Source organism: Fervidobacterium gondwanense DSM 13020 (assembly GCF_900143265.1).
GTDB classification, from domain to species: domain Bacteria; phylum Thermotogota; class Thermotogae; order Thermotogales; family Fervidobacteriaceae; genus Fervidobacterium; species Fervidobacterium gondwanense.
In genome coordinates, this window is sequence record NZ_FRDJ01000001.1 from 90,391 (window position 1) to 103,541 (window position 13,151).

11 protein-coding genes are annotated in these 13,151 nt (G+C 41.6%); all 11 read right to left on the reverse strand.

The features are described 5' to 3' along the window. Positions 1–12 precede the first annotated feature (12 nt). The gene (locus BUA11_RS00405; protein WP_072757201.1) at positions 13–1,527 is read right to left on the reverse strand and encodes a tripartite tricarboxylate transporter permease; all 1,515 of its coding nucleotides are present in this window, start codon (positions 1,525–1,527) and stop codon (positions 13–15) included. Between the two features lie 12 nt (positions 1,528–1,539). After that, positions 1,540–3,078: a gluconokinase gene (locus BUA11_RS00410; protein WP_072757202.1), complete on the reverse strand. Its 1,539-nt coding sequence runs from the start codon at positions 3,076–3,078 to the stop codon at positions 1,540–1,542. A 373-nt stretch (positions 3,079–3,451) separates the two neighbouring features. Further along, the gene (locus tag BUA11_RS00415) at positions 3,452–5,035 is read right to left on the reverse strand and encodes a mannitol dehydrogenase family protein (protein ID WP_245789395.1); all 1,584 of its coding nucleotides are present in this window, start codon (positions 5,033–5,035) and stop codon (positions 3,452–3,454) included. 69 nt (positions 5,036–5,104) lie between these two features. Then, positions 5,105–5,860 carry an SDR family NAD(P)-dependent oxidoreductase gene (locus tag BUA11_RS00420; RefSeq protein ID WP_072757807.1) on the reverse strand — a complete coding sequence of 252 codons (756 nt, stop codon included), beginning with the start codon at positions 5,858–5,860 and terminating at the stop codon, positions 5,105–5,107. A 23-nt stretch (positions 5,861–5,883) separates the two neighbouring features. Further along, a complete protein-coding gene (locus BUA11_RS00425; RefSeq protein WP_072757206.1) occupies positions 5,884–7,170 on the reverse strand; it encodes a TRAP transporter large permease in 1,287 nt (428 codons plus the stop codon). Beyond that, a complete protein-coding gene (locus BUA11_RS00430; protein WP_072757208.1) occupies positions 7,167–7,643 on the reverse strand; it encodes a TRAP transporter small permease in 477 nt (158 codons plus the stop codon). The genes BUA11_RS00425 and BUA11_RS00430 overlap by 4 nt, the downstream gene beginning before the upstream one ends. A 95-nt stretch (positions 7,644–7,738) precedes the next feature. Continuing rightward, positions 7,739–8,728 carry a C4-dicarboxylate TRAP transporter substrate-binding protein gene (locus BUA11_RS00435; protein WP_372589812.1) on the reverse strand — a complete coding sequence of 330 codons (990 nt, stop codon included), beginning with the start codon at positions 8,726–8,728 and terminating at the stop codon, positions 7,739–7,741. Between the two features lie 190 nt (positions 8,729–8,918). After that, entirely contained in the window at positions 8,919–9,533 is a 615-nt protein-coding gene (locus BUA11_RS00440) for a bifunctional 4-hydroxy-2-oxoglutarate aldolase/2-dehydro-3-deoxy-phosphogluconate aldolase (RefSeq protein WP_084634272.1), read from the reverse strand. 14 nt (positions 9,534–9,547) lie between these two features. Next, complete coding sequence (locus tag BUA11_RS00445; protein ID WP_072757211.1) at positions 9,548–10,300, reverse strand: FadR/GntR family transcriptional regulator; 753 nt, start codon at positions 10,298–10,300, stop codon at positions 9,548–9,550. A 19-nt stretch (positions 10,301–10,319) separates the two neighbouring features. Next, a complete protein-coding gene (locus BUA11_RS00450) occupies positions 10,320–11,774 on the reverse strand; it encodes a gluconokinase (RefSeq protein WP_072757213.1) in 1,455 nt (484 codons plus the stop codon). Further along, positions 11,759–12,778: a D-isomer specific 2-hydroxyacid dehydrogenase family protein gene (locus BUA11_RS00455; protein ID WP_072757812.1), complete on the reverse strand. Its 1,020-nt coding sequence runs from the start codon at positions 12,776–12,778 to the stop codon at positions 11,759–11,761. The genes BUA11_RS00450 and BUA11_RS00455 overlap by 16 nt, the downstream gene beginning before the upstream one ends. Positions 12,779–13,151 lie beyond the last annotated feature (373 nt).

Genomic DNA, 13,151 nt, shown 5'->3' on the forward strand with positions numbered 1-13,151 from the left:
AATATGGGGTCTTTACGCCCGCGCTCTTTTTGAAACGTATGTGTTAATGTACAGGCCTAACGCAAATAAGAAGACTGCAAGAACGATCAAAGTGAGTGATATTGGCCTTGTAAAGAGTGGAACCAAACTGCCTTGTGACAAGGACAGAGCTTGTCTCAAACTCTTCTCAACAATAGGTCCCAAAATAAAGGCAGTGATGAGTGGAACAAGTGGGAAGTTTATCTTTCTCAGAACGTATCCAAGAAACCCAAAGAATAACGCTACCCATATGTCAAATACCCTGTTGTAAAGTCCATATGAACCAATAATCATCGCTACCGTTATAATTGGGTACAGATAGTAAGATCTTATGCTCAGTGCCGAAATAAAGAACCTCATCAATAATATTCCAAGCACCACCATAATTATGTTGCTAAGTATCTGAGCCGAGAATACAGTGTAAACACTACTTGGATTTTCTTTAAACAACATCGGTCCTGGAATCATTCCATGTATCATGAACCCGCCGATCATCATAGCTGTTACTGAGTCACCTGGAATACCAAGGGATAGCAATGGAACAATAGCACCTGCAATAGTAGCGTTGTTTGCCGTCTCAGATGCAATAACACCATCAGGAATACCTGTTCCGAATTTCTCAGGATGCTTAGAATAAGACTTAGCTACACCATACGCTAACACGCTCGAAGTAGCGCCACCAACACCGGGGAAAACCCCAATAATGAACCCTATCACAAGAGACCTAATGAAGTTAATAGGTTGGGAGAAGATAGTTCTTATAGAATCTCTCAAAATTTGGAATCCCATCTTCATCTTCTTTGTCTCTGGTGGTACGACAAACTTTGTCTTACTTTCGATTGCAACAAAAACCTCACTTATGCCAAACAAACCTATCAGCAGCGGCAGGATGTCGATGCCTGCTATCATGCTATCTATACCAAACGTCAATCTCTTCACACCTGTCAAAGGATCCGCACCAATTGTGGATATAAGAAGTCCTAATACTATAGAAAGCGAATTTAAAAGTATTCCTCCCTCAAACATACCTATACATCCAGCAAACGCGAGGATCCCAAGGGCAAGGTACTCAAACGGTCCGAACTTGAGGGCTATCTGAGCAAGCGAATACGTAGCAACTATCATTAGAAAAACAGCAGTCAGCCCGCCAAAGAACGAACTCATCAGCGAAATTCCCATTGCAAGCGGAGCTTGACCTTTCTTAACCATTGGGTGCGCGTCGAATGTTGTGGCAATAGAAGACGGTGTTCCAGGTATGTTTATCAAACCTGCTGATATAAATCCGCCAGAAATTGCACCAACGTATATGGCACTCAACAAACTCAAAGCTGTGTACGGACTCATCCCATAAGTCAATGGAAGAGCCAATGCCACCCCCATCGTCGCTGTCAAACCGGGAATACTGCCAAATATCATGCCCCAGATAGTGCCGATTAGCAAAATCAACAAGTTCTGCGGACTGAGCACTATTGGCATTCCAACTGCGAAAGTTTTCAAGAAAGCCTCCACAACGACCACCTCCTATACATCTATTAACTCTCGTATTGCGGTTATTTCTTTTTCAGTCATTTTCTGAAGCCACCGAGAGTACAAGATTTCATAAAACTCAACCTTTTGTTCGAATGGTTCGAATTTGCTGGCTTGAGAGTTCTTTCTGACAAAAGCATCGAAAGCATCTCTGTTTGTTTCTCTCAGAGCGAAGAGCACATTTCCCAAAACTGCATCGAATCTGTCCTTTCTGTAAAGAACATCTGAATTAAGCACAGTTGCCAGCAATTTCCCAAAACCAGCTATTTCAAGCAATCCACCGGAGGCAACATATTTTGCAACAGTTTTGTGCTCTCTATCCATGCTTCTGACAGCTTCGACAGCCCTTCTAAACTTGAAAACCAATCCTTCGAGAACAGCCCTTGTCATATCCGATAGCTCTGAATTTGGAGTTAGATTGTAGAATTCTGCTGACTGCCTTGGCAACCACCTTGTAGAGCGCATCCCGAATACAGTAGGCCTAAAAAGAACTCTCTGATACGGAGATTCGCCAAGGTCTTCAAAAATATTACCCAAAACCTTCTCGTATTCGGAATAATCTTTTGATCTCAAATATCTATCTTTCCACCAATTTATCACATTCCCACAATTGTTTGTTGCACTGCCTACTATAAAGTTCTCCTTATCAAAAAAATAGCACCAAGGTCCATAACCCTTCATCAAGTGTTTACTCGGCGCTTCACCGCTAATTTTCCTAATAGCCGCACTTGTTCCCATCGAAATTGTTATCATCTGCTTGTCACCAAAAGTGGTTCCCATGCTCGAAGCTGCACCATCCGACGTGCCAGCGAAAACAGTTATTTTGAACTTCCTCTCATCAAATATACTTTTCAGAAAATCGCTTGGTTCGAACAACTCATCACCATGTACTACATCCGGAAATTTTGCTTTATCCACGTTTGCTAACTTTTTCAGCAAATCTCCAGCCCAACCTCTTGCCCTTATATCATAACAGCCGGAACCCGATGCGATCGATTCATCAACAACATGTTTGCCTGTAAAAATATATAGCAACCAATCCTTTATCGAACCAATCTTTGAAGCAGTATCAAGGAGTTCCGCTTCGTTTTTGTGAAACCACATGAGCTTGTACAGTGGATAAGTAGTTGCAACAGGACATCCAGTTCTGAAATGAACTTCCTGTGCCAGTTCAGGATTTTTCAACACCTCAACAGCTTCCTGGGTTCCTGTTTCGTCAAGCCACGGAACGAGATTCCCTATTGGATTCAACTCTCCGTCAAGGAAGAGCAATGAATGGAGCATCGTGTCAAGCGAAATCACGAGCTCACATCTGTCGATTAACAAATCCAGTAAAAAAGCTGACGCATTAATCAAAGAAACCTTCACAGCTTTCAAAACATCATCAGGAGCAACTGTTATACGCCCCAGTGAATCTACCTTAAATGAATAGTTATAGGCAAACTTGTATACCACATCCAATTTTTCTTCTGAGAAAACAACAAGTTTTGTCCCAGAAGTTCCAACATCTAATCCCACATAGAAGCGCTTCACAATAACACCACCATTATCAATTTTTTCAAACATCGCAAAAGATATGAAACTTCTTTTGCTCGACCTTTTTCAAAGCTATAACAATCCGCTATATGGTATAGTGGTCTTACCAATAATCGAAAAAGATTTTATCACCTTATGAGTTGCTTCTACAATATTGCAGAAATCACAAGAATGACTTCTAAGACTTTTATGCTCTTGATTTCAAAAGATTTCTACTGCTTGTTGATTATTGCTAATATCTCTGAGGAGTAACTTCAAGTTTGAGCAAGTGCATGTTTCTAAATATCGCATAGCGAGTCGGTATGACCTCACTAATGAAAAATGGCTTGCATGCGTTTGCATGCAAGCTACAAAGCAGCTATATATCTAATCAAAGAACCTCATTAATCAACGTCTTTCTAACTGCACCAGTTCCGGCTATCATTCTTTTGAAAAGCTCTTCAACACGTTCTCCAATACCTGCTTCGTACAGGTCGACTTTGAAAAGCTGTTTGCTGGACAAGATACTTTTCAGCTGATCTTTAAATGTTTCTGGCCTGCCGAATTCAATGGAACCCAATTTAGACCTTAATTCGTCGAGCAACGGATCTGGACTCAGCTCGATATGATTACCGTTATCATCGACAGCAAGCAGATATCTCAACCAACCAGCAATAACCAATGGAATAAATTTAAGACTTTTAGCCGATAAAGAATTCGCACTTGCATAAGCAGCGAGCGTTTCTCCAAACCTAATTGGTATTTTCTGAGATGTATCTGTTGCTATCCTCTGTGGGGTATCGGGCATATACCTGTTGGGCAATCTCCTTTTTAGAACTTCATCAAGAAAATCTCGAGGTTCTATTATGGACGGTTTTTCAACAACCCTTACCCCTTCTTCGCCAACGCCTTCGACAAGTTTAACCAGTAATGCATCTTGCATCTCGTCGCTTATTTTCTTATATCCCAAAAGACATCCAAAGACTGCCAGTGCGGTGTGCAGAGGATTCAAGCACGCTGTAACTTTCATCCTTTCGAATCTTTCCACATCTTCCCTGCCTGTAACGAATATATTGTTTTCCCCACACTCAAAAGCCGGTCTCGTACCTGCAAAATTGTTTTCAATTACTAAGTAATGAACTGATTCCATGTTTACGAAATTAGCCACAAAACTTTTTTTATCAGTCATTGTGGCATGCAAGACTTCTATTCCCATCTCTTTAAGAATCTGAGCTATTTCTTGAGATGGATTTGGCACTATTTTGTCTATCATAGTCCATGGATAAGCGACATTCGTTTCAAGATATTCCAAAAACTTTTCTTCAGCAAACTTGTTGTTTACCCAAGCTTGAGCAACTTCGATTATTGACTCTTTAAGTTTCAGGCCGTTCTTTGCAATGTTATCGAAACTCACTAATGTGATTGGATAACCAGTCGTTTTGAATCTGTGGTACAGCAAACTTGAAATCTTTCCTACAGTTGACTTCGGAGCAAGTGGCCCGCTTGTCATATCTGACGTAACAGCATCGAAATATTCTCCGCTTGCATTTTTCAGATTGTATCCTTTCTCTGTGATGGTTAGTGAACATATCTGCAATGACTCACTTTCGAAAATTGACCTTATTGCTTTCCAATCCTCAGAGACGGGATCTCCGTAGAAGACATCAACTAAAGATAAAACCAGTTCAATGTTGAAAGTTCCGTCTGGATTTATTGAAATAGCGAGAGTCTGATTGTTGAATTTTCTCAATGTGCTGACAATCCCTTCATCGTACAGTTCAATCCCGATTATTCCGGTATCATCTATCTTCTTTTCCACCAGGTGTTGTTGGATATTTGCTATGAATCCTCTGAATATATTCCCAACCCCGAAATGTACCCATTTTGGATTTCGAAAAGTATTTTCTCTTAAAGTCTGTGCATCAATCTCTGGAACTTTAACGCCCGCTTTTTTCAAAATGTCAATGTCGAACAAAGTTTCACTTCCTTTCAAAACAAGTTCAGATTAAAATCCTTAAGCTTAGGAAGTTGCTTATTCTTACAATTATATTGCCGTAGATCCTCCGTCCATGTTTAAGAAAGCGCCTGTCATGAAGCTCGCCTCATCACTTGCAAGGAAGAGTATTCCGAAGGCAATCTCTTCCTCTTTTCCTAATCTTTTAACTGGGATTCTTGAAATCATGTTATTCAAAAGCTCCTGAGGATTTGGTGCGGCGTTTATCCTATCTGAGAGCCCCTTAGAGTATGTGGTTCCTGGACATATCGCGTTCACGCGTATGCCGTACTCGGCATAGTCTACGGCCATTGAACGAGTTAAGCCAAGTAAAGCTGCCTTTGACATACTGTATACGCACCTTCTCTTTATGCCAACCAACCCAGCTTCAGACGAGACATTGACTATAACTCCGTATTTTTGATTTTTCATATATTCTACCGCATACTTTGAAAGCAGGAATGGTCCCTTCACATTTATATCGAACGTCTTGATATAATCTTGCTCTGTTGCTTCTTCGATGTTTCCGTAAGGCACGATGCCTGCGTTGTTAACCAAAATATCTATTTTTCCGAACTTCTCCACAACTTTCTCAATTATCGTCTTGGCATCAGTAGCAACATCACCTGGAACAAAGAATGCTTCCCCGCCATTTGCTAAGATCTGCCTCACCGTATCTTCGCCATTTTCAATTGACACATCGTTTACAGCAACCTTCGCTCCCAATTCTGCAAACATCATTGCGGTTCTACGGCCTATTCCGGAACCAGAACCTGTTATTAAGACTACTCTATCTTTGAAATTCATCATAACTCCACCTCCCGAAACTACTATCTTCCGAAAATCAGATTTGGCACAATCAGTGTCAAATGAGGAATAAGGATTAACAGTAGTATTACTAAGATAGTGCTGATAAGAAATGGAATAGAAGCTTTTGTGTATTCCTCTATGGAAGCATCAAGAACAGAGCAACCAGCATACATCGACGCTCCCACAGGCGGCGTTTGGTTACCCATAGCAGCTGACAAAATGAAGACTAAAGCAAAATGAATAGGATTGATACCAAGAACTTGCGCAACTGGATAGAAAACAGGCGTAAGCATGAGAATCATAGCCGTTGCATCAAGGAAGAGCCCGAGGAAAACCAAGAAGAACGAAATAAGAACCATGAGTAATACTTTACTGTCGGTTACGTTTAGCAAAATATTTGAAAGCTTCTCAGGAATTCTCTCCCATACAAGTCCGTAAGTAAAGACTTGCGACATCATCAAAATTGCCATTATGCTTCCTATATCTCCAAGAGAGTTATCAAGAGTCTCAGTAAAGAACTTCTTCAAGTTCATTTCCTTATAGACAAGCATTCCAATTGCTATCCCATAGAATATCGCCAGCGCACCAACTTCTGACGGTGTAAATATTCCACCGCGTAGGCCAACGATTAGAAGGAACGGAAATACGAGAGACCAGATATTAGCTCGCAAACTCCGTAACACTTCCGTAGCAGCTGCTCTCTTCTCCCTCTCGGGTTTCAACTTGAGTCTCATTGCACTTATCCAAATAACTATCATATAAACAACAGTAAGAATCAGTCCCGGCAAAATACCAGCCGCAAAGAGTCTTCCGATTGAAACTTGCGCTATGCTACCGTACAAGATAAAGGCAATTCCAGGGGGAATGATCGGCACAACCAACGACGTCCAAACGTTTACAGCAACCGCAAACCCCTTTGGATAGCCCCTCTTAAGCATCTCAGGTCCCAACATTCTAGTCTCCATTGCAGCATCGGCGATGCTTGAGCCCGAAACTCCGCCCATCAAAGCGGACAAGACGGCTGAAATTTGAGCAAGCCCGCCATGCATGTGGCCAACCAGCACTCCTGCAAAATCAAACAATTTCTTAGTAACGCCCGCGCTGTTCATTATGTTCCCTGCTATTACAAAAAGCGGAATTGCAAGAAGCGCAAAACTTTGAGTTTGCGACAGTGCCAACTGAATAGGAATCACTTTCGGTAAGTACGGTTGTTGAAGAAACCAAATAACACCAGAAATTCCTATCACAAAGGCAATAGGCATGCCCATCAACATTAAAATCACGAAAGCTAATATAGAAAACGTCATTTATTATTCCTCCCTTTTCGGAGCTCTTTGACGAACTTCATTATGCTTGTTCTAAGTAGCAATGCAGCTCCGATTGGAACGCTAAGTGCAACTATGCTGTAGCTCAGATTGTGAAAACCTCCCACTTTTCTAAAACGCATGCTGTAAGTAATGTAAATTCCCCAAACTAAAAAGTAAATATCGAATGCAATTATCAATAGATAATTTATCCTCTGAACCAAAGATTGTATTCGCTCCGGAAGTTTCTTAACAAACAAATCAACACGCATCATCTTATCTTCTGTCCACGCCACATCGGCCGCTATAAATGCCGAATACGCGAAAAGAATCAGCGAAATATCGACAGCCCAGTTCGCTGGATATCCAAGAAACCTCGAAATTGCTGAATAAAATATCAGAATCGACGTGACAGCCAAGAATATTTTCCCTATAAACTTCTCAACCTTGTATAGAACTGCGTTGAGTTTTTTCATATACAAATCCTCCTTGGAAGAGTTAAGTGCCGAGCAGAGCTTCAAATCTAGACCAAAATGCTGGAGGGCGAGCCTTACGCCCCCAGCAATCATGCTCATTTCACTTGCTTTATCTCCCTAATCAGCGTGTTTCGAGCAGTTTGAAGTCCTAATTTCTTGTAAGCCTCTTCTGCAGCTTTTCTGAACACGTCTTTATTAACATTTTCTACAATTATCATGCCTTTTTTCTTTACTTCTTCTTTCATCTGAGCGTTAATTTCCTTCATTATTTTCAGTGATACCTCAATACCAGCTTTGTCAGCTTCCTCAACCAAAATCTGTTGATATTCCTTCGGTAAACTCTTAAACCACTTCGCACTTACTACCTCAAAGTTTATGAGCAGTATGTGCCCAGTCTCTGAGACGTATTTGAGTACCTCATACAGAGAGCCGCCCATTACATTTGCGTAGGTAAGTTCAGCACCATCTATCGCTTTTGTCTGGACAGCGGAATATATCTCCCCGAAATTAACTGCTACCGGCTGAGCACCTAGTGCTCTAACGGACTCCTGCCAAATTGGAGCGCCGGGTGTCCTGATTCTAAGTCCTGATAAATCAGCAGGCCTCGTGATAGGCTTGTTGGTTATAAAATGCCTGTACCCTTGCACCCACATGAAGGATATGACCTTGAATCCATACTTTTCCTCAAGTTCGGTAAGCCATTTTTGCATTGTCGGTGTTTGCTTCAGTTTTCTCAGTACGTCAATGACTTGCTCAGGAGTTGTAGCCCCGAGATAGTCGATAACGTATGGCGCGTTCAAAACGGCGATATCCTTTACATACATTCCCATTCTCGCAGAATCTGTATTCTGACCAACGTTAGCCCCGAGTCTCATCTGTTCCAAAATATCTTCTTCCACGCCAAGCTGTGCGCTGTGGTAAACTTCAATTTTCAATTCACCGTTAGTTCGTTCTTCAACAGCCTTAGCCCATTTCAAGAACGCTTCATGGTACGGTTCCCTTGGAGAAAGCACGTGATTGAATTTCAGAACGTATTTTGGCGCCGCAAAGCTGAATACTACGACCGTCAAAACAAGAACAATCATGATCCTTTTAAGCATATCAACCCCTCCTTCATATGTTGTTCATCTTCCCCTCTAATGAATGAAACTTCCAGAAGAAATGTTCCCTTTCACCTCCTTTTAATAGCATTAATTAAAGCTCTAACGATTCGCAGATAATCTTTCGGGATTTGGGATCTATGAAGTTGAAGAGAATATTCCAAACTTCTAACGTTCATACTCCTATCTTCTTAAGCAGCGTTTCGATTCTGGCTTTTACCTCTTCCGTAGTTCCGGTTGTGAGAGAGCTCCCCATTCCAACGGCTGTAGCACCAACCTTAAACCACTCATCTAAGTTTTCTAAAGAGACTCCGCCAGTGACTATAAATTTCGCATCTGGAAATGGTCCTTTCATTGCCTTAACAAATTCCGGACCCAAGACTTCTCCAGGAAAGACCTTTAACAGCTCATGCCCATGCGACATTGCCTTAACAATCTCCGTTGGAGTCATGATGCCCGGAACATACAGTATATCCTTAGCCTGGCAAATTTCAGAAATCCTTTCGTCAAAATTCGGACCAACTATGAAACACGCCCCCGCATCGATTGCTTTCTCAAGCATATCAACGTTAATTACCGTTCCGGCCCCAACATACACATCTGGAAACTCCTTCCTAAGCGTTCGTATAATCTCATGGGCATTTGGAACGGTGAACGTTACTTCAACGAACTTCACACCTGAATTGCACAGCAGGTTCGCCTTGCTAAGAGCATCAGATACATCTTTGGTTCGTATGATAGTCACTAATCTGTACTTCTCAATTTCCTTAACCATATCCTTAGCTTCCATCTTGAATCCCCCTATCAGTGATTGAATTTTTCCTCCAAAATTTTCAGTCTCTCTGAAACTTCATCCTCCAATTTCTTCTCTGAGCCAAAGATTCTAACAATAGCTCTAATAATATGCTTTGCCATTTGGTTCCTTGCTTCTTCTGGATCTCCATCAACTATAGTTTTCACAATCCTTTCATGTTCCTCTTCAGTGTCTTTGTATGCAATTCCCACTCTTGTTGTGATCTTGATAACGTCAAAAACCTTTCCCATAATCGCGCCCTGCAAACTCTCGAGCATCTTATTTTTAGCTGCCTTTGAGATAGCACAGTGCAGTTCTTTATCGTACTCCACACGCTTCAAACTCATCCTGCTTGCATTTAAGTACTTTTGGAGAGCGCTCGTTATCGCCTTTATATCATCTTCCGTTCTTCTTAACGCCGCGAAAGCTGCTATTTCACTCTCCAAGGCAAGCCTTGCTTCCATAATTTCAAATATTTCCAGTTGCCTAGAGATTATAAGGTGTTTCGTAAAACTCTCCACGATTGATGAATTTAATTGCCGGGAGATGAAATTGCCCTTCCCCCATTTCTTCTCAACAATGCCAAGGAGTGCAAGCGATGTAATTGCTTCGCGCAGAGCAACACGACTAACCCCAAGCTCTTGCGCCAATTCTCTTTCGGGTGGAAGTGGGTCTCCTGGTTTCAGTTTACGATCAGAAAGCAACCTTATTATTTCCTCCACAATTCTTTCTGACGTCTGGACCTTCTCCAATTCTCTGAACAAAATACCACCTCCAAACGATTCATTTTCTCAAATAAAGTGTTTTGAGAATCTCCAAGAACCTGTCGTATTTAACATCGTATTTCTCAACAAGGTATTCATCTGGCTCGACAGATATCCGTACACTTTCCATGTACCTGTAGGCAGAGGAAATACCCTCGCTCCAACCGAGAGCAGCGCTACCTAAGAGAGCTGAACCAACAAGCGCCGGTTCATCGATTTGAAGAATCTCTATTTCAGTCTTCAATACATTTGCAAGTACCTTCATCCAAATGCCAAACTTTGTACCTCCGCCTGATGCGACAACTTTTGAAAAAGACACGCCGTACCCTCTCATCTCGTCAGCCATACTTCTAAGCGTAAATGCTACGCCTTCTAAACCAGCTAAAACTACATCCCTTTTTGAATGCCTCTGCTCGAGACCGTAAATAACGCCATGACTGTTGCTGCCAAACGAAAAACCGCGCTCGCCCGTCAGATAAGGAAAGAAAAGCAGATTATCTTCTACAACTACATCTTCGATATCGATTGATCGAGGTCCCATGAGAGTTTTTAACCATGCCACAACTGAGCCGGCATTGTTCACAGAACCACCTATGAACCAGTTCCCGTTGCAAAGATACAGAGTTTGGCAACTGACAATCTCGCCTTTCCCAATAACCGGTTTATCGTATGCAACCCTCAACATTGCGGTCGTTCCGAGGTTCATAATCGCCTTCTTCTTTTCGTCGAACACGCCACTTGCTAATGCTACTGCCCCACCATCGTACAATCCGGCAACCACCTTCACGTTATTCTTAAGCTTTAAAAAGCTTCTAACCTCATTGGCTACTGGAATCAACTCAGGAGCTGGGACTATTGTTGATAAATTATCCCTTGTTATTCCAACCTTTTGCAGAATCTCGTCATCCCAATCAAGCTTGTGAGTGTTGAAATATCCTGTGGAAGAAGCCGTACTCTCATCGGACAAGAACTTTCCTGAAAGCAAGTAGATTACGAAATCCTTTGATGAAAGAAATAACACGTCATTTCTCCTGAGTTCTTCAAATGTCTTTCTTAACCAAAAGACTTTGTACAACGAAGAGTGAAATGTAGGTGGCATGCCAGAGCGGTAGTATATCTCGTCTGGGTCAAAAATCCCAAGAAAATCGTTATGCACAACTCTGGATCTCGTATCTAACAGGGTGATTAAATTGGTGAGCGGCTTACCATTCGAATCAGCTGCCATAATCCCGAATATATACGTTGACGGAACTATGGCGGCGATGCGGTTTTCATATCCTTCTATAACCTTTTTAGTTGTCTTCAACAACAACTTAGACAAGGCATTAACATCATGCTCCGCCTTTCCAAAGCTGTCTGTTATGAGCTTCAGCCTTTTCCTCTCGGACTTCAATATCTTTCCCTTTTGATCTATTAACCCAACCTTGAGATAGCTCGTTCCCAAGTCGATAGCTAATATTAAATCCTGCGCCATCCTTGCGCCTCCAGCTTGATGATTACGTCTTTATTGACCACTTCATCAGGAATTATCTTCTGCACAGCTCTCAAAATATCTGAAACAACTTTATCACCCATGCCCTTCATGCTTTCGAACGTATACGCTGCAATATGCGGTGTAATGATTGCGTTATTGTATCTGAGCAGTGGATGGTCGCCTGTTATTGGTTCGCCTTCAACCACATCAACACCAATTCCACCAATCTTTCCTGACTCAAGAGCATTTATGAGAGCATCTTGGTCAATCAATTCTCCTCTTGAAGTATTAATGATGTATACTCCCTTCTTCATAATCTCAAACTCTCGTGCGGAAAGGATATGGTAATTCTCCTTTGTCAGCGAAGAGCAGATGAATATTATGTCTGAACTCTTCAAAAGTTCATCTAACTCGACCCTTTTTGCCTGAATATTCTTTCCCGCATCTTCTTTGGCATATGGATCATAGAAAAGCACACTTGCACTAAAGCCAAAATGGACTATTTCTCCAACCCTGCTGCCTATATTCCCATAACCGATGATACCTACCACCTTATCCTTGAGCTCTATTCCAAAGAAACTCTGCCGCTTGCTCCATTCCGAGTTCTTGACTGCGATATATGCCTGTGGAACCTTCCTGATGATAGACATACATAATGCAACAGCGTGCTCAGCGACAGCTTCTCGCTCCGTTCCCCCTCCTACTTTTGTAACAATAACCCCCTTTTCGGTGGCTTTCACAACATCTATATTGTCATATCCGAGCCCATGCCTTGAAATTATTACTGTCTCATCCTTGTACTCAAAGAACTCAGAATCGAAAAACGGCGAGGTACTTGCAATGACATATTTGTAGCCGGCTAAGGCATCTGCCAATTCCTTCCCATGAAGTTTTGAAGGAAAAGTGAAACTATCAACGTCCAAATATTCTCTAAGTTTCTGCAGATGTTCAGGAAAATACTTTCCAAAACTGCTTGAATTCACTATCGCCAGTTTATCTCTCATATCAAACACACACCCCTCTTATTATTCTGACTTTCACACATTGTGGTCTTATGGTATGGTGGTCTTACCACTTATCGAAAGGCATTTTATCACTTTGAATGTTTAATCTGCAATACCACTCTGCTGTCTTTTTTTCCAGAGAAATGGCTTTAGAATTCTTATTCTCATCTAAACTAAAATTTTCTCGTTTTTCTTGGATTTCTCACATTGCTTCTTGCAGACTATTGTATGGCTTCAACAAGCAAAAACTTAAGGAATTACGCTTGTTTCTTCAAAGTGCAGGAATGACATTCGAGGAAGGCATTCAAATTGTTAGAGGCGTGGCGTTTATTTGAGAGTGTCAGAGTAGCACATAAATATTCACAACTGACGT

Coding starts and splice junctions, on each gene's coding strand:
- BUA11_RS00420 (WP_072757807.1), bottom strand. CDS start 5,860: ATGAATTTCAAAGATAGAGTAGTCTTAATAACAGGTTCTGGTTCCGGA.
- BUA11_RS00425 (WP_072757206.1), bottom strand. CDS start 7,170: ATGACGTTTTCTATATTAGCTTTCGTGATTTTAATGTTGATGGGCATG.
- BUA11_RS00430 (WP_072757208.1), bottom strand. CDS start 7,643: ATGAAAAAACTCAACGCAGTTCTATACAAGGTTGAGAAGTTTATAGGG.
- BUA11_RS00435 (WP_372589812.1), bottom strand. CDS start 8,728: ATGATTGTTCTTGTTTTGACGGTCGTAGTATTCAGCTTTGCGGCGCCA.
- BUA11_RS00440 (WP_084634272.1), bottom strand. CDS start 9,533: ATGGAAGCTAAGGATATGGTTAAGGAAATTGAGAAGTACAGATTAGTG.
- BUA11_RS00450 (WP_072757213.1), bottom strand. CDS start 11,774: ATGGCGCAGGATTTAATATTAGCTATCGACTTGGGAACGAGCTATCTC.
- BUA11_RS00455 (WP_072757812.1), bottom strand. CDS start 12,778: ATGAGAGATAAACTGGCGATAGTGAATTCAAGCAGTTTTGGAAAGTAT.